The organism is Saccharopolyspora ipomoeae (genome assembly GCF_029952525.1).
In the GTDB taxonomy this organism is placed as follows: domain Bacteria; phylum Actinomycetota; class Actinomycetes; order Mycobacteriales; family Pseudonocardiaceae; genus Saccharopolyspora; species Saccharopolyspora ipomoeae.
Genome location: NZ_JASAOF010000002.1, coordinates 328,015 through 344,014 on the forward strand (window position 1 = coordinate 328,015; position 16,000 = coordinate 344,014).

Annotated in this window: 14 protein-coding genes; 2 read left to right on the forward strand and 12 right to left on the reverse strand. The window is 72.4% G+C overall.

The genetic code is table 11. The features are described from left to right. Positions 1-162 precede the first annotated feature (162 nt). The 7 genes from QFW96_RS05060 to QFW96_RS05090 all read right to left on the reverse strand — a co-directional run bounded on the left by QFW96_RS05060 (position 163) and on the right by QFW96_RS05090 (position 8,179). Positions 163-693, reverse strand: a complete 531-nt coding sequence (locus QFW96_RS05060; RefSeq protein WP_281454342.1) for a DUF1697 domain-containing protein — start codon at positions 691-693, stop codon at positions 163-165. A 31-nt stretch (positions 694-724) separates the two neighbouring features. Then, positions 725-1,183, reverse strand: a complete 459-nt coding sequence (locus QFW96_RS05065; protein WP_281454343.1) for an STAS domain-containing protein — start codon at positions 1,181-1,183, stop codon at positions 725-727. Between the two features lie 185 nt (positions 1,184-1,368). Then, on the reverse strand, positions 1,369-2,364 hold the full coding sequence (locus QFW96_RS05070; RefSeq protein ID WP_281454344.1) for an alpha/beta hydrolase fold domain-containing protein: 996 nt from the start codon (positions 2,362-2,364) through the stop codon (positions 1,369-1,371). Positions 2,365-2,439: 75 nt separating this feature from the next. Further along, positions 2,440-4,815 (reverse strand): ATP-dependent Clp protease ATP-binding subunit, encoded by a 2,376-nt coding sequence (locus QFW96_RS05075; protein ID WP_425524713.1) that lies wholly within the window; start codon positions 4,813-4,815, stop codon positions 2,440-2,442. 239 nt (positions 4,816-5,054) lie between these two features. Further along, the gene (locus QFW96_RS05080) at positions 5,055-5,456 is read right to left on the reverse strand and encodes a hypothetical protein (protein WP_281454346.1); all 402 of its coding nucleotides are present in this window, start codon (positions 5,454-5,456) and stop codon (positions 5,055-5,057) included. A 247-nt stretch (positions 5,457-5,703) separates the two neighbouring features. Beyond that, a complete protein-coding gene (locus QFW96_RS05085; protein ID WP_281454347.1) occupies positions 5,704-6,369 on the reverse strand; it encodes a phosphoribosyltransferase in 666 nt (221 codons plus the stop codon). Positions 6,370-6,424: 55 nt separating this feature from the next. Next, positions 6,425-8,179, reverse strand: a complete 1,755-nt coding sequence (locus tag QFW96_RS05090; protein ID WP_281454348.1) for an ABC-ATPase domain-containing protein — start codon at positions 8,177-8,179, stop codon at positions 6,425-6,427. 264 nt (positions 8,180-8,443) lie between these two features. Here QFW96_RS05090 and QFW96_RS05095 point away from each other — a divergent pair, with 264 nt between their 5' ends. Beyond that, complete coding sequence (locus QFW96_RS05095) at positions 8,444-9,265, forward strand: lysozyme (protein WP_281454349.1); 822 nt, start codon at positions 8,444-8,446, stop codon at positions 9,263-9,265. A gap of 68 nt (positions 9,266-9,333) precedes the next feature. Here QFW96_RS05095 and QFW96_RS05100 read toward each other — a convergent pair whose 3' ends face one another. Both QFW96_RS05100 and QFW96_RS05105 read right to left on the reverse strand, forming a co-directional pair. After that, on the reverse strand, positions 9,334-10,479 hold the full coding sequence (locus QFW96_RS05100) for an LCP family protein (protein WP_281454350.1): 1,146 nt from the start codon (positions 10,477-10,479) through the stop codon (positions 9,334-9,336). A gap of 178 nt (positions 10,480-10,657) precedes the next feature. After that, complete coding sequence (locus tag QFW96_RS05105) at positions 10,658-11,914, reverse strand: aspartate aminotransferase family protein (RefSeq protein ID WP_281454351.1); 1,257 nt, start codon at positions 11,912-11,914, stop codon at positions 10,658-10,660. Between the two features lie 142 nt (positions 11,915-12,056). Between QFW96_RS05105 and QFW96_RS05110 the strand changes: the two genes are divergently transcribed. Then, complete coding sequence (locus tag QFW96_RS05110) at positions 12,057-13,535, forward strand: NAD-dependent succinate-semialdehyde dehydrogenase (protein WP_281454352.1); 1,479 nt, start codon at positions 12,057-12,059, stop codon at positions 13,533-13,535. 93 nt (positions 13,536-13,628) lie between these two features. On the opposite strand, the gene QFW96_RS05115 is transcribed toward QFW96_RS05110, so the two are convergent. The 3 genes from QFW96_RS05115 to QFW96_RS05125 form a co-directional block, all read right to left on the reverse strand. After that, on the reverse strand, positions 13,629-14,333 hold the full coding sequence (locus QFW96_RS05115; protein ID WP_281454353.1) for a GntR family transcriptional regulator: 705 nt from the start codon (positions 14,331-14,333) through the stop codon (positions 13,629-13,631). A 23-nt stretch (positions 14,334-14,356) separates the two neighbouring features. Continuing rightward, a complete protein-coding gene (locus tag QFW96_RS05120; RefSeq protein WP_281454354.1) occupies positions 14,357-15,079 on the reverse strand; it encodes a maleate cis-trans isomerase family protein in 723 nt (240 codons plus the stop codon). 153 nt (positions 15,080-15,232) lie between these two features. Further along, the gene (locus tag QFW96_RS05125; RefSeq protein ID WP_425524714.1) at positions 15,233-15,994 is read right to left on the reverse strand and encodes a maleate cis-trans isomerase family protein; all 762 of its coding nucleotides are present in this window, start codon (positions 15,992-15,994) and stop codon (positions 15,233-15,235) included. Positions 15,995-16,000: the final 6 nt, after the last annotated feature.

A 16,000-nucleotide genomic window follows, 5' to 3' on the forward strand; every position in this document is an offset into this window, starting at 1 on the left:
CTGCCACGCCCACCGGCAACCACCACCCCGAACCCCGGGATGGGTGCGCGCGTGCGGCGTGGTCTCACAAGGGCAAACCTCAGATGAGCAACGGGCACCTCTCTCGGCGGCGGCAGGACGTCCGCGATGCTACCGGCATCCCCCGGCCGGGCGCGCGTGAATTTATGCGCACCACTCGGCGAGCGCGGCCACGGTCCGCCAGTTCCGGCACGTCACCGGCGTGCCGAGGTGGCGTTGCAGGTGCGCGGTGGTCAGCTTCGAACGCCCCACCCCGTCCGGGTAGTGCAGCGCGATCTCGCCGTCCCAGCGCTGGGCCCGTTCGCGGGCGGGGATCGGCATGGCCGCCACGGTCTCGACCGCCACCGGTGCGAGCGGGAACGCGACCTGCAGGTGGGTGGGGTCGCTGTCGTCGGCGGCGAAGGGATGCCCGGCCGCGCCGAGCTCGGCGAGCTGCTGCCCGGTGCGGATCATGACCTCGGTGTCGAGGCCGTCACCGCGCAACGCGCCCCGCAGCGCCTCGGCCACCTCCGCCGCATCGGCGGCGGCGCTGGTGAACACGGCGTTGCCCGACTGCAGGTACGTGCGCACCTCGCCCCAGCCCAGACCGGTGATGATCTCGCGCAGGCGGGCCATCGGCAGCCGCCCGCGGCTACCGAGGTTCACCGCGCGCAGCAGCGCTACGTAGGTGTTCACACCGGCTGATCCTGCCAGGCGGCACCGACGTTCACCGCCGGGCGCGGGCCAGGGCCTCGTCGAGGTCGCCGGTCTGCTCGAACAGCCCCGACAGTCCGGTCAGCTCCAGCACGCGCCGCACGCGTCCGGTGCCGGGCACCACCAGCAGGCGGGCCTCGCGGCGCCCGGCGGCGTGGTGGGCCAGCATCAGCAGTTCCAGCACGGCGCTGCTGGCGAAGCCGACCTGGGAGAGGTCCAGGATCGCGGTGTGCAGGCGGGCGGCGGTCAGGCGCTGGCGCAGGATCTCGGTGATGCGCGGCAGGCTGGCCATGTCGATCTCGCCACCGACCGAGACCATCACCACGCCGCGTTCGGGCCATTGCACGCGCACCCGTAACGCCGAAGCCGACCGGGCGCCGGCACCGAAGCGCGCCTCGGCGGCGGCCCGCGGTGAGACGATCTCGCCTTCGCCGTGGCTGGTCCCGGCGGGCATGGATCGGGAGACGATCACGCTACCCCCTTCGTGGTCGGCGAACAGACGGGTCCCCCGGTGGCCCGCACTGCGCGAAACCCGCCGTGCGCTGGGGAGATCGCACAGGCGGCGCGTGCGTGACGACCGGGAGGGGACTGCACCACCACCGTAGGAGCCGTGTCGCCCCACAACAAGCAACAACACTTTCGTGTGAAGTTCGGGGGTTAGTGGAGGGCGGTGTCGAGGAAATCAGCGACGAGAGTCCACGTCGCGGGCGCCTGACCGGTGGTGCCACCACCACCGGTGTGGTGGACCCGGCGGGGCGTGAAATCGCGGGTCTCGTCGAGGTAGTCGTGCTCGTGCACCCGCCCCCGCATCTCGTACAACGTCGCGGGCACCCCCGCCTCGCTCAAGGCGTCGAACAACAACCTGCTCTGGTGGAACGGCACCAGGGGGTCGTCGGTACCGTGCAGGATCAGCCACGGCGGGCACCCGCGCCGCACCCACCGGCACGGGTCGGCCTCGGCGACCCGCTCGGGCACCGTCTGGATCTCCGCGCCGATCAACCGCGACTCCGGCGAGACCGCGTCGTCATGACCCCGGGTGCCACCCGTGAGCGCGTTGAACCGCTCGATCGCCCCGTCGGGCATGTGGGCGTCCATGCTCAGGAAATCCGTCGGCCCGTACAGATCCACCACGGCCTGGACCTCGCTGGAGACCGACGTGGGCCCCAGATCGCCCTCCATGCCCACCACCCCGGCGGTGGCGCCGAGCATGCTGGCCAGCCACCCGCCGGAGGAGTTGCCCATCACCGCGATCCGCGCACCGTCGAGGCCGTAGCGGGTGGCGTGGGCCCGCAGCCACCGCACCGCGGCCTTGCCGTCGTGCACCTGGGCGGGGAACCGGCCCTGGGTGCTCGACCGCACCGCCACCGCCGCCACGGCGTAGCCGCGGGCGCACAAGGCGCGGGCGACGCGTTCACCGCCGGTGGTGCCGTTGTCGGCGCGCCAGGCCGATCCGGCCGACCACAGCACCACCGGCACCGGCCCGGCCGCTTCGGCCGGTAAGTACAGGTCCATGCGGTGCGCATTGCCGATCCGGGGCGCGTAGGCCAGATCGCGCATCGCCACGTAGGGATGCCCGCCGGTGGCGCGGGGCTGGGCGAGCATGCCCCACACCGTCACCGCACCGGCCGCCACGCTCAACCAACCCAGCCGCACTGCCCCACCGCCTGTCCGCACCCGGAAACGATCAAGAGCCCACCATGCCAAGATCGAACCCGTCTGGGAAGACGATCACCCGAACGCACTGGTGCGCGGGGCGGGAAGTGGCGAGTTCTCGCCTCCCGCGGCGTGCTTGCCGCCCGACACCGGCCGCCACACCTGGCCCACCGACAGCACCAGCCCGCTGCCATCGGCATCGACGGTGATCTCATCACCGGCACCGGCCTGGCCGGAGAGCACGAGCCGGGCCAGGCGGTTGTCGAGCTCGCGGGAGATCACCCGCCGCAGCGGCCGCGCGCCGAACTCGGGTTGGTGGCCGCGTTCGACCAGCCAGTCCAGTCCCGCATCGGTCACCGACAGCCGCATGCCCTTCTCGCCCAGCTGGGAGCGGGTGCGCTCCAGCAGCAGCGCGGCGATGCGGCGCAGCTGCACCGCCCCCAGGGGCCGGAAGATCACGACGTCGTCGATGCGGTTGAGGAACTCCGGGCGGAAGAACGCCCGCAACTCCTCACCCACCACCTCCTCGGAAGCGGTGCGCTCGGCACCGGCGGCCAGGATCCGCTCGGCACCGAGGTTGGAGGTCATGATGATCACGACGTTGCGGAAGTCGACCAGCCGCCCCTGCGAATCGGTCAACCGGCCGGCGTCGAGGACCTGCAGCAACGTGTTGAACACATCCGGATGGGCCTTTTCGACCTCGTCGAACAGCACCACCGAATACGGCTGGCGCCGCACCCGCTCGGACAGCTGACCCGAGGTCTCCCCGTAGCCGACGTAGCCGGGCGGGGCACCGACGAGCCGCGACACCGAGTGCTTCTCCTGGAACTCGCCCATGTCCAGGCGCAGCACCCGCTCGGTGTCACCGAACAGCGCTTGGGCCAGGGCGCGGGCCAGTTCGGTCTTGCCGACACCGGTGGGGCCCAGGAACAAGAAGTTGCCGATCGGGCGCTGCGGATCGGCCAGCCCCACCCGGGCCCGGCGCACCGCCTCGGCCACCACCGACACCGCCTCGTCCTGACCCACCACGCTCTCGCGCAGCTGGTCCTCCAGCTCCACCAGCCGCTGGGCCTCGGCGGCGGTCAGGTCCGAGACCGGGATGCCGGTGCGGGTGGCCACCACGTCGGCCACGTCATCGGCGACCACGGTCGGCTCGAACACCGCCGCCGAACGCACCTGCCCGCCGCGGCGCAACCGCACCCGGCTGCAGGCCTGGTCGAGCAGGTCCACGGCCTTGTCGGGCAGGAACCGGTCGGTGATGTAGCGGTGCGAGAGCTCGGCGGCGGCCTGCAGCGCCGCCTCGTCGATGCGCACCCGGTGGTGGCGCTGGTAGCGCTCGGCCAGCCCGCGCAGCACGATCACGGTCTCGGCGACGCCGGGCTCGTCGACGGTGATCGGCGCGAAACGCCGCTCCAGCGCGGGATCCTTCTCGATGTGCTTGCGGTACTCCTCCACCGTGGTGGCACCGAGCAGCCGCACTTCGCCGCGCGCCAGAGCGGGTTTGAGCATCGTGCCGGCGTCCATCGACCCCTCACCGGCTCCGGCGCCGACGATGGCGTGCAGCTCGTCGATGAACACCAGCACCGAGTCGCGGTGGGCGCGGATCTCGGTGAGCACGTCGCGGAACCGCGACTCGAACTCGCCGCGGTACTTCGCCCCGGCCACCATCCCGGCCAGGTCCAGCGAGACCACCCGCAGGTCGGCCAGCGACCACGGCACCTCCCCGGCCACGATGCGCCGCGCCAGGCCCTCCACGATCGCGGTCTTGCCGACGCCGGGATCACCCACGAACACGGGGTTGTTCTTCGCGCGCCGCCCGAGGACCTCGATGGCCTGCTCGATCTCCTCGTCACGACCCACGACGGGGTCGAGCTTGCCCGCCCGGGCCAGCTCGGTCAGGTCCATCCCGAACTCGTCCAGCCGCGGCGTCAGGCTCAGCACCCCGCGCCCGTCACCGCCCTCACCGAGCTCGATGGCACGCGCCAGCGCCCGCCCGGCCACCGAGTCGGCGTCCGCGGCCAACCCCAGCACGACGTGACGGGCCCCGACTACATCCGCGCCTTCGGCCAACGCCTGCCGGTAGGCGCCCAGCAGCGCGCGGCGGGCCGCCGGGGAGAGCACCGGCTGGCCCTGCAGCAGCGGTTCCTGCACGGCGATGACCGCCGAGCGCACCGCCTCGGCCAGCTCGGCGACCCGCACCCCGGAGGAGGTCAGCAGCTCGGCGGTGGCCTCCACGCGCGTGACCGCCCACAGCAGGTGGGTGCTGTCGAGCTCCCGCGATCCCCACTCGACGGTGGCGCGCACGGCCTTGGACACCACCTCGTGGGCCTGGTCGTCCAGCAGCGCCGACAGCGTCGCCGACGGGGCGGCCGAATCACCTGAGCCGGCCAGCACGTCGCGGAACAGCGAGTCGAAGGCGGCAGAGGAATCTCCCGCACCGCCGCGATCCAACCGGGCCACCTCCACACGCCGCGCACTCGGGCACCGGGAGACGATCGCACCGCCTCACCACAACCGGTGGCGGCCTCCACCGGCACTCTCGCCGGGAGGCCACCACGCGGTGGTGCCGTCACCAAACCCCTGCGCGCGCAACGCTTCCCCCGCCGCACCCCGCAACAACCGGTGCCGTCGCGCGCGTGATCATTGTGGCACGACGCCCGATTCGACCCCGGCGCGGGGCGGGGGCGGATTCAGCTGGCGCGCTTCTGCGCCTGCTCGATCGCATCGGCCAGTCGCGACAGCTCCTTGCCGATGTGGGAGAGCCGTTCGGACATGACGCTGGCGTGCCCCGACAGCGGGCCCACGTGCCCGGCGGCGCGCAGCCACTCGGTGACCCCCGACAGGCCACCGGACATGCCCTCCACGGTCAGCGAGAAGCCGCGCATCACCTTCTCGATCTCCTCGACGCTGTGGGCCACGCCCGGGTCGCGCAGCCGCTCGCCCAGCGCCACGGTCGCTTCGCCGACCTGCCGGGCGACCTCCGAGGAGTAGCCCGAGTCGCCTCCCCCTTCCTCACCGCGCGTGCGGCGGGCGGGCGGGCCGTGCTTGCCCGCCTGTGACGACGAGTGGTCGGAATGTCCAGCGGCAGTCATAGCGAACCAATCAACCCGAATCCAGTACCAACTCCACCCCGACCGCCACGTCCCCCGCCCGATCCGACCTGGGTTGTCCGGATCGCGGGTTCGTCGCAGCACAGGAGCAGGTGCGCAAGAGGTTAGCGCGTCCGCTCGGGCGGTGGTGAAGGCGTTGCGCAAGCCTTATCCGGCGCCCTGCGAGCCGGTGCCGCCTCACCAGCCAAGATCACCCACGGGGGTTGTGCGGGCGCGCACGGTGACCGCCTCAACCGGTTCCGAGCTCGTCGAGCAGCGCGGTGATCTCCGCATCGGTGGTGGCGGCGAAGTCGCGGTAGTACTGGCCGACGGCGGCGAACCCGACGGGTTGCAGCACGCACACCACCGCATCGGCCAGCCCGCGCAGCGCCCGCACCGAGTCGGGCGCGCCCACCGGCACGGCCAGCACCAGGCGCCGCGGCCGGGCTCGGGCGAGCATGCCCAGCGCGGCGCGGGCGGTGGCGCCGGTGGCCAGCCCGTCGTCGACCAGCAGCGCCTCCCGACCGGTGAGCTCGGGCGGCAGGGCGTGGTAGCGGTGCTCGCGGCGGGCCGCCTCGGCCCGCTCCCGCTCGCAGGCATCGGCCAGGTCGGAGGGGGTGAGGCCGAACGAGCGCAGCAAGGCGTGGTCGTAGCGCGGCGGTCCGTGGGCGGTGACCGCGCCGAGGGCGAGTTCGGGTTGGCCGGGTGCACCGATCTTGCGGGCCACGCACACCCGCAGCGGCGCGCCGAGAGCCCGGGCGACCTCGGCCGCGACCGGCACGCCGCCGCGGGCCAGGCCGAACACGACGGGGTCGGCGAGGTCCAGGCCGCCCAGGTGGTCGGCCAGGACGTGGCCGGCGTGGGCGCGGTCGGTGTAGCCGGTGGCCGGTGGCGGCCGGGAACGCATGCGCGGCATCGAGGTCCTCCTGGTGGGCCCCAGGGGTGCCCGCCAGGAGGACCTCGGAAACCGGTCAGGGCCGCAGGTCCGACACCTCCAGCACGCGCAGCCGGTTGAGGGCCGCGGCGACCTCCAGCGGCCGGGGCACGGCGAAGTCACCGACGAAGCGCTCGTCGACGGCCGCCACCCCGCGGTCGGTGACGTCGGCGGCCCAGCCGCGCAGCACCTCGGCGAGCTCCTCGCGGCCGTCGAAGCGCCCCCGGCGGGCGAGGCTCACCAGGGCCAGGCCGATGCCGGTGACCTGGGAGGCGTCGGCGATCTGCTCCACCCCGCGCAGCTCGATGGTCGACTCGCCCAGGGTGAGGGCGTCGGTCCCGCGCGCGCGGATCTTGGGCCGCTCGGTGGGGATGGAGCGTGGCTGCACGACCCGGTGGCGCAGCGGCGGGTACCCGTCGGCTTCGCTGCGTCGCCCGGTGGGCCGGTCCTGCGCCAGCGCCCGGGCCTGGTCGGTGACGTCGTGGGCGTGGTAGGCGTCGAGCATCAGCACCTGGTCGGCGACGTCCATGTAGTCGCCGGAACCGCCCATGACCAGCACGGTGGAGACGCCGTGGGTGGTGTGCAGGGGGCGGATGAGGTCGACGAACGGGGTCAGCGGTTCGGCGTCCTTGGCCACCAGCTCCTGCATGCGGGCGTCGCGGATCATCAGGTTCGTCGCGGCGGTGTCCTCGTCGACCAGCAGCACCCGGGCGCCGGCTTCGACGGCTTCGGTGATGGACGCGGCCTGCGAGGTCGAACCCGAGGCGTTGTCGGTGGAGAAGTCGCGGGTGTCGGCGCCGGTGGGCAGGTGCGAGACGAACGGGCTGACGTCGACGCGGTGCACCCGCCTGCCGTCCTCGGCGCGGACCTTCGCGGTGTCGGTGCGGGCCACGACCAGTTCGCGGCCGTCACCGGGCACGTGGTCGTAGACGCCCTGTTCCAGGGCGCGCAGCAGGGTGGATTTGCCGTGGAACCCGCCGCCGACGATCAGGGTGATGCCTTCGGGCACGCCCATGCCGGTGACCCGCCCGCGATGCGGCAGCTCGATGCTCACGCGCATCGACTCCGGGGAGCGGAACGGCACCCCGTCGACCAGGGGGCGGTCGTCGACGCCGCTGCGGCGGGCCGGCATCGCCCCGTCGGCGACGAAGGCCACCAGCCCGAGGCCGGGCAGGGCGCGGCGCAGGGCGTCGGTGTCGACGACGGTGCGCACGAAGTCCTCGGCGGCCTGCTGGTCGGCCACGGCCCAGCGCAGGGCGGCGTCGACGACGTCGGGCAACTGGCTGCAGAGGGTGTGGGCGGCGGCGTGGCCGTCGATGCTGCGTCCGCGCCCGGGCAGGTCGATGCCCAGGCGCACCTGCACGGCGCCGTAGTGGATCTGGCACGAGCTGCGGTCGAGGACCTCCTGGCCGCCGGCGTCGATGCGCAGGCGGCTGTCGGCGAGTTCGCGGTCCAGGGCGCGGGCGAGGTATCCGGCCAGGGCGCGGGCGCGCACGGGGGTGTCCCACAGGTGGGTGGGCAGTGCGGCGGTGGTGGCGTCGACGGTGACCTGCACGCGGCTGGCCGGGGCGTAGGGGTCGGGCTGGACGCGCTGGATCTGCAGGGTGAAGTCGTCGAAGCGCCAGCTGCCGGTGAGGGACTTGTAGCGGCCGTAGCCGCTGCCGTGCATGCCGCGCAGTTCCTGGCGCAGCCGGTCGCCGTCGCCGCGGTGGCGTGCGGGGTCGCGCTGCTGGGTGGTGGCGCGGGTGGAGCTGCGGCGGGGTCCGCCCCGGCCGCCGTAGTGCTGTGCCATGGCCACACAGCTACCGCAGGAGCGCCGAGAACTCCAATTCGGGGACACAGTGGACACACTGTGGACGGACCCGGCCCGGCAGCGCAGCGGCGAATACGAAACACCGGCGCGTCGTTAACCGGCAGGGGCGCTGACGTCGGGTTACCCTCCTTGCGCGCGCAAGATCACCCGCGCGTCCCGTGCTCGTCCGACCCCGTTTTCGTACGCACCGCACCGCCTTCCCCGTGATCCGGGCCGGTCGGTGTTGACGTGAGGAGGCCGCCCATGTTCCGACGCCCCGGTCGTTCCCGCAGCGCCCCGCGCCGCCGCGCCGCCGTGGTGTTACTGGCCGCGGTGGCCGCCCTGTCCGGCGTGGCCGTGCCCGCCCACGCCGAGCCGCGGGTGGACCCGCACGACCCGCAGGGCGCGTGGATGGGCTACAGCGCGGGCCCGGGTGAGCGCGCCCCGGCGCAGATCCCGGCCGGTTCGGTCGCGGGCACCGATGTCAGCGGGCACCAGCCGCAGGTCGACTGGGGGCGGGCGTGGGCCGACGGGGCGCGGTTCGCCTACGTCAAGGCCACCGAGGGAACCGGGTTCCGCTCGGATTCCTTCGCCGGTCAGGTGCAGGGCGCGGCCGCGGTCGGCATGGTGCGCGGGGCCTACCACTTCGCGTTGCCGGACCGGTCGACCGGCGCTGCCCAGGCGCACTTCTTCGTCGACAACGGCGGCGGCTGGGCCCCGGGCACCGGCACCTTGCCCGGGGTGCTCGACATCGAGCACAACCCCTACGGCGACACGTGCTTCGGGCTGGACCCGGTGGCGATGTCGCACTGGATCGCGGATTTCTCCAGCACCTACCTGGCGCGCACCGGCCGGTTCCCGATGATCTACACGACGGCGTCGTGGTGGAACCAGTGCACCGGCGGCAACCCGGACTTCGCGGTGAACAACCCGCTGTGGATCGCCCGCTACGCCCCGGAGATCGGGCCGCTGCCGGCGGGCTGGTGGTATCACACGATCTGGCAGCACGGTGACGTCGGTCCGATGCCGGGCGGTCAGGACGCCTTCAACGGCGACTTCAACCAGCTGCTCGCCTTCGCGGGCTGACACCGACGACGAGAGCGGGCCACCCCCGGCACTTCGGGGGTGGCCCGCTCTCGTTCGTGAGCCCGGTCCTACTGCTCGAGCAGGTCCTGCGGGATGGGCTGGTCGTTGGTGATGGCCTCGAACAGGCGGCTGGCCTTGTCCTTGTCCCACACGATGACCGAACCGCCGTCGGAGTCGCGGCCGAAGCGCCCGAAGGGCACCTGGGTCGTGACGCCCTGACCGCCGCTGACATCGCCCATCGCCAGCGCCAGCGACATCAGGTGCCAGATGTGGTCGGAGTCGTTGACCAGGAACGTCTTGCTGGCGCCGGAGGCCAGCGGGAACAGCCGGAACGGGTTGATCAGCGTGGCCGGGCTGGTGCCCTTGTCGACCAGGGCACCGAGCAGCTTGCGCTGGTTCTCGGCGCGTTCGAGGTCGCCGCCGTCGAGGGAGTAGCGGGCGCGCACGAAGCCCAGCGCCTGCGGCCCGTCGAGTTCCTGGCAGCCCTGCGGCAGGTGGACGTTGGCCATGTTGTCGTCCATGGGCTTGTCCAGGCAGATGTCCACACCGCCGACGGCGTCGACGAGGTCGGCGAACCCGCCGAAACCGATCTCGGCGTAGTGATCGATGTGCACGCCGGTGTTCTGCTCGATGGTCTGGGCCAGCAGTTGCGGCCCGCCGAAGGAGAACGCCGAGTTCAGCTTCGTCTTGCCGTGCCCGGGGATGGCGACGTAGGAGTCGCGGGGCAGGCTGATCAGCGCGGGCTGGCCGCCGCCGGAGGGGATGTGCACGATCATCATCGAGTCGGTGCGCCGCCCGCCGGCGTCACCGGCGGAGAGCTCCTCGCGCTGGGCCTCGTCGAGACCTTCGCGGGAGTCCGAGCCCACCAGCAGCCAGTTGCTGCCCGCCGAGTCGGCGGCCTGGCCTTCGAACTCCAGGGCGGCGGTGCGCTGCAGCATGCTGTCGAAGTAGAACACCAGCGCACCCAGCAGCATCACGACCACCAGCAGCGCGATGCCGATGCGCTTGCCCCAGTTGGGGCGGCGCCGCCGCGGCGGGGGTGGCCCGGTCCGTCGCCCCTGCGGGGGCCGCCCGGGTGGCGGTGGCGGCGCGGGGCGCCGTCCCTGCGGTTGCCGTCCTTGCGGGGGCCTGCCGCCGCGGTAGTAGTCGTAGCGGTCGTCGCCGCCCTGCGGCGGCCTTCGCCTCGGCGGTCCGCCCGCCGACCAGTCGCTCATGCTCACACCTGCGTCGGTTGATGGCGACGCGTCCCGCACGCGCCGCTGTGTGGCGTGCAGCATCGCAGAAGCACGTCGCGCAGGTGGCCGCCGCTATCGAACAGTGATCCGAGATTGCGGGTTTGTGCTGGTGGCGGGAGCGAGCGAGATCTCACACCCGCCACCAGCGGCGCATCTCCTAGCTTGCCACGGCCGCCCGCACCGCGGTGGACCACCGCTCCAGCGCGGCGTCGACCTGCTCGCCGGTGACCACCAGCGGCGGGATCATGCGCACCACGTTGCCGTGCGGGCCGCAGGTCAGCAGCAGCAGCCCGGCTTCGGCGGCCTGGGCGTGCGCCCGGGCCGCGGTGGCCGCGTCCGGTGCGCCCTCCGGGGTGGTGAACTCGTTGCCGAGCATCAGCCCCAGGCCGCGCACGTCGCCGATGACGGGGTGGTCGGCGGCGACCTTGCGCAGTCCTTCGGCCAGCCGCGCGCCCTGCTCGGCGGCGTTGGCGACCAGACCTTCCTGCTCCACCACGTCGAGGGTGGCCAGGGCCGCGGCCGCGGCCACCGCGTTGCCGCCGTAGGTGCCGCCTTGCGATCCCGGCCAGGCCTTGCTCATCAGCTCCTCGCTCGCGGCGATGGCCGAGATCGGGAATCCGCTGGCCAGGCCCTTGGCGGTGATGAGGATGTCGGGGCGGATACCGGCGTGGTCGTGGCCCCAGAACCGTCCGGTGCGCCCGACGCCGGTCTGCACCTCGTCGACGATGAGCAGGATGCCGTGGGCGTCGGCGCGTTCGCGCAGCCCGGCCAGGAACTCCGGGGGCGCGGGGATGTAGCCGCCTTCGCCGAGCACGGGCTCGACGATGATCGCGGCGGTGTCGCGCGGGCTGGTCTGGGTCAGCAGCAGCTGGTCGAACTCGGCCAGCGCCCGCGACACGGCCTCCTCCGCGGTGCAGCGCCACCGGTAGGCCTCGGGGAACGGGGAGAACACGACCCCGCCCATCATCGGCCCGATGCCGGCGCGCACCTTCACCCCGGAGGTGGTCAGCGCGGCCGCGCCCATCGTGCGTCCGTGAAAACCACCCTGGAAGGCGATGATGTTGGCCCGTCCGGTGGCGTGTCGCGCCAACCGAACCGAGGCTTCGACCGCTTCACTACCGGAGTTGACGTAGAACACCCGGTCCAGCCCCTGCGGGAGGACGTCGCCGAGGCGTTCGGTCAGCGCCAGCAGCGGCTGGTGCATCACGGTCGTGTACTGGCCGTGGATGAGGGTGCCCACCTGGCGTTGGGCGGCCTCGACCACGCGCGGGTGGCAGTGTCCGGTGCTGGTGACGCCGATGCCGGCGGTGAAGTCCAGGTACGGGCGGTCGTCGGTGTCGTAGAGGTAGACCCCTTCGCCGCGCGCGGCCAGCACCGGGGTCGCCTGCTTGAGCGCCGGGGAGAGCTCCGTCATGATCGACTCCAAGCGTGCGGAATGTAGGATTGTTGACAATCTAGGCAGTCATGCAACCATCAGCAACACCCGGTGTCCACCACCGAAGCGGTCTAGGTTGGCAATCGAGGAACCGTCGACACCCAGGAGGGTCCGCTCAGCGATGACCACCACCCCAACGCACCCCCGCGAGGCGACCGTCGTCGAGGCCGCCCCCAAGCAACTGCTCATCGGCGGCAAGTGGCGCGACGCCACCGGCGCCCGCACCTTCGACGTCGAAGACCCCGCCACCGGCACCACCCTGTGCCAGGTCGCCGACGCCTCCCCCGACGACGCCCTGGCCGCCCTGGCCGCCGCCCACGACGCCCAGGCCGACTGGGCCTCGCACCCGCCGCGCGAACGCGGCGAGATCCTGCGCCGCGCCTACGAGATCATCATCTCCCGCCGCGAAGACCTCGCGCTGCTGATGACCCTCGAGATGGGCAAACCGCTGGCCGAGGCGCGCGGCGAGATCACCTACGCCGCGGAGTTCTTCCGCTGGTTCGCCGAGGAGGCCGTGCGCATCGGCGGCGACTACGCCGTCCCGCCCAACGGCGCGGGCCGGTTCCTGATCACCCGCCAGCCCGTCGGCCCCGCCCTGCTGATCACCCCGTGGAACTTCCCGATGGCCATGGGCACCCGCAAGATCGGCCCCGCCATCGCCGCCGGCTGCACCTCGGTCATCAAACCCGCCCACCAGACCCCGCTGTCGATGCTGGCCCTGGCCGACATCCTCCGCGAAGCCGGCCTGCCCGACGGCGTGCTCAACGTCGTCACCGCCGCCGACGCCGGCGGCGTCATGGAACCCATGATCCGCGACCCGCGCGCCCGCAAGCTCTCGTTCACCGGCTCCACCGCCGTGGGCCGCAAGCTCATCGAGCAGTCCGCCCAGCAGGTCCTCAAGGTCTCCCTCGAACTCGGCGGCAACGCCCCGTTCCTGGTCTTCGACGACGCCGACCTCGACGCCGCCGTCGAAGGCGCCATGCAGGCCAAGATGCGCAACATCGGCGAGGCCTGCACCGCCGCGAACCGCTTCTACGTCCACGCCGACATCGCCCCGGCCTTCTCCGACAAGCTCGCCGAACGCATGTCGGCCCTGACCATCGGCCGCGGTGTCGCCGACGACGTCCAGGTCGGCCCGCTCATCGACGCCAAGCAGCTCGGCAAGGTCACCGACCTGGTCTCCGACGCCATCGCCCAGGGCGCCCAGGTCGTCACCGGCGGCCAGGCCCACGGCGGCGACGGCTACTTCTACACCCCCACCGTGCTCACCGACGTGCCCGAGGGCGCGCGGATGGCCTCCGAGGAGATCTTCGGCCCGGTCGCGCCCATCACCACCTTCACCGACGAGCGCGAGGCCATCGACAAGGCCAACAACACCGAGTACGGCCTGGTCAGCTACCTGTTCACGCAGAACCTGCAGCGCGGCCTGCGCGTCAGCGAAGCCCTCGACACCGGCATGGTCGGCCTCAACCAGGGCATCGTGTCCAACCCCGCCGCCCCCTTCGGCGGCGTCAAGGCCTCCGGCCTCGGCCGGGAAGGCGGCAAGCTCGGCATCGACGAATTCCTCGAACCCAAGTACATCTCCATCGGCGGCCTGTGACCGCCGACCACCGCAACGACGATGCCCCCGCACTCGAAGAGAGCGGGGGCTTCGTCATGTCCGCGTCGTGTTGAGCGGATTCCTCGTGGGGTGCTACTCGGCGAGGGAGCCGTTGAGGCGGTCCAGGGCGTCGTTCATGTGGCCCTCCAGGCGGGAGAGCAACAACGCCTCGTCTCCTGCTTCGATGGCGTCCACCAGGCCTCGGTGCTCGTCGACGAGGGCTTGGATGTCGGCGTGGTACTTGTCCTGCAGAGCCGTGAGGCACATGCGCTTCTCCACCAGCAGGGTCTGGGCCATGCGCTGCAGCCGGGCGCTGCCCGACACGCGCACCAGGGTTTCGTGGAACTCCTGGTCGGCGTCGGCCAGTTCGATGGCATCGCCCTTGCCCGCCGCGGCCACCATCCGCGACTGGGCCGCGGTCAGCTCCGCCACCGCCTCCACCCGGTGATGACGCACGATCTGCTCGCACGCCGCGCGTTCCACCGCCAGCCGCGCCAGGTAGATGTCGGCGACGTCATCGGTGTCGAGATCCATCACGAACAACCCGCGATGCGGCTCGCTGCGCAGTAACCCCTCGGCCACCAGCCGCTGCATCGCCTCCCGCAACGGCCCCCGGCTCACACCCAACCGCTGGGCCAGCTCCGCCTCACCCAGCTGCGACCCCGGAGGCAACGACCCGTACATGATCGCCGCGCGCAGCTGATCGGCCACGATCGCCGCCGTGGACTTGCGCTGCACCGGCTCCAGCTCACCGGGCTGCTGGTTCTGCTCCTCGGTCCCGAGCACTGCGCTCACCATTTCCTCGCATCCTCGAACGCCGCTCACGCACCGGGTGCGGTCGCGAACAGCGTTCCCAATCCTCGTCGCGGCCGGTCGTCACCGGCCAGCCGCAGCGCCTCCCACGCGCTGACCTGGTTGGCGGTCAGCACCGGCTTGCCCACCCGGGCCTCCAGATCCTCCAGCCACGCCGCGGTGTGCAGCGCCGTGTCCGGCAGCAGCAGCGCCTCGGCGTCGGGGTGATCGTGGGCCGCGGCGAACTCCAGCACCGCCTCGCGCCCCAGCGTGCCGACCTCGGCGGCGGTGATGATGCCCCTGGCGGCCACGTCCACCACGTCCAGGCCGGCGGCGTGGAGGAACTCCACGAACCGGGCCGCCACCTCCGCCGGGTACGTCGCGGCCACCGCCACCCGCGAGAGCCCGAGGCGCGCGGCGGCGTGGACGAACGCGAACGACGTGCTGGAGGTGGGCACCCCGGTCACCGCGCGCAGCTTGTCGACCTGCTCGCGCGCCCCGTCCCAGCCGAAGACGAAACTGCCCGAGGTGCACGCCCAGATCACCGAGTCCACCGGCCCCAGTGCGCGGGCACCGTCGGCCAGGACCTCCTCGGAGCCCACGTCCAGCAGCGCGTCGACGCGGTGCGCGTCCTCGCGCATGAGCGTGTGCACCAGCGGCAGCCGCACCTCGGGGCCCAGCAGGCGCTGCAAGGTGGGGTAGTCGTCTTCGGCGCTGAAACCGGGATACAGAATTCCTGCGGTGTGCGGCACCGGGGAGCTCCATCCTGTGCTTGTCACGTCCAACGACCACGGCCTCTGCCCACCCGAAAACCGGGTGTCGATTGTTGACAATGTTATCGCAGAGGGCGCGGCCGGTGGAGAGTTCGTGATGTCTTCTTTACGGTCCGGTCACGTGCTGACCAGCTAGGCGGCCGAGGCGTCCACGGCGTGCAGCAACCGCTGCTCGCCGCCGACCGCGGCCAGCCCCATCGCCCGCAGCGCCGCCCACATCGTGACCTGGTTGGCGGTCAGCACCGGCTTGCCCAGCTCCTGCTCCAGCGGACCGATGAGGTCGTAGGTGGGCAGGTTCGTGCACGAGATGAACACCGCCTCGGCCTCGGGCCGATCGGCCGCGCGCACGATCTCGACCACCTCGCTGTACCGGGTGGACCAGATCCGGCCCGGCAGACCCAGGCCCTCGCTGGCCACCACCCCGACGCCGTGCTCACCGAGGAACGACCGCAGCCGGTCGGTGATGCTCACGACGTACGGGGTGGCGATCGCGACGCTGCCCACGCCCAGCAGTTCCAGGGCCTCCACCAGCGCACCCGAGGTCGTCACCGCCTCCGGCGCGCCCGCCGCGCGCATCACCTCCACCAGGCGGCGCTGCCCGCCCGCACCGTCGACGAAACTGCCCGAGGTGCACGCGTAGACCACCACCTCCGGTTCGGGCACGAGCAGGTCGCGGGTGGCCGCGTGCACCGCGGCCTCGTCGGAGACCAGGTTCGCCTGCTCCACGCTCACCGGCACCGGCACGAACGGGGTGCGGGTCACGTGCAGCGACACCTCCTCGGGCACCCACCGCCACAGCTCGCGGTCCAGCGCCAGGTCGAACGGGGCGATCACCCCGATCCCCCGCTGGGCCGCAGGCCCCGGCATCGCGCCGAGGAAGTCTTCGGGCAGCATGGCCGC

Bases quoted from the DNA above. Each gene is read 5' to 3' on its own strand.
- QFW96_RS05095 (WP_281454349.1), top strand. From the start codon at position 8,444: ATGTTCCGACGCCCCGGTCGTTCCCGCAGCGCCCCGCGCCGCCGCGCC.
- QFW96_RS05105 (WP_281454351.1), bottom strand. From the start codon at position 11,914: ATGACGGAGCTCTCCCCGGCGCTCAAGCAGGCGACCCCGGTGCTGGCC.
- QFW96_RS05100 (WP_281454350.1), bottom strand. From the start codon at position 10,479: ATGAGCGACTGGTCGGCGGGCGGACCGCCGAGGCGAAGGCCGCCGCAG.
- QFW96_RS05090 (WP_281454348.1), bottom strand. From the start codon at position 8,179: ATGGCACAGCACTACGGCGGCCGGGGCGGACCCCGCCGCAGCTCCACC.
- QFW96_RS05080 (WP_281454346.1), bottom strand. From the start codon at position 5,456: ATGACTGCCGCTGGACATTCCGACCACTCGTCGTCACAGGCGGGCAAG.
- QFW96_RS05110 (WP_281454352.1), top strand. From the start codon at position 12,057: ATGACCACCACCCCAACGCACCCCCGCGAGGCGACCGTCGTCGAGGCC.
- QFW96_RS05125 (WP_425524714.1), bottom strand. From the start codon at position 15,994: ATGCTGCCCGAAGACTTCCTCGGCGCGATGCCGGGGCCTGCGGCCCAG.
- QFW96_RS05085 (WP_281454347.1), bottom strand. From the start codon at position 6,369: ATGCCGCGCATGCGTTCCCGGCCGCCACCGGCCACCGGCTACACCGAC.
- QFW96_RS05115 (WP_281454353.1), bottom strand. From the start codon at position 14,333: ATGGTGAGCGCAGTGCTCGGGACCGAGGAGCAGAACCAGCAGCCCGGT.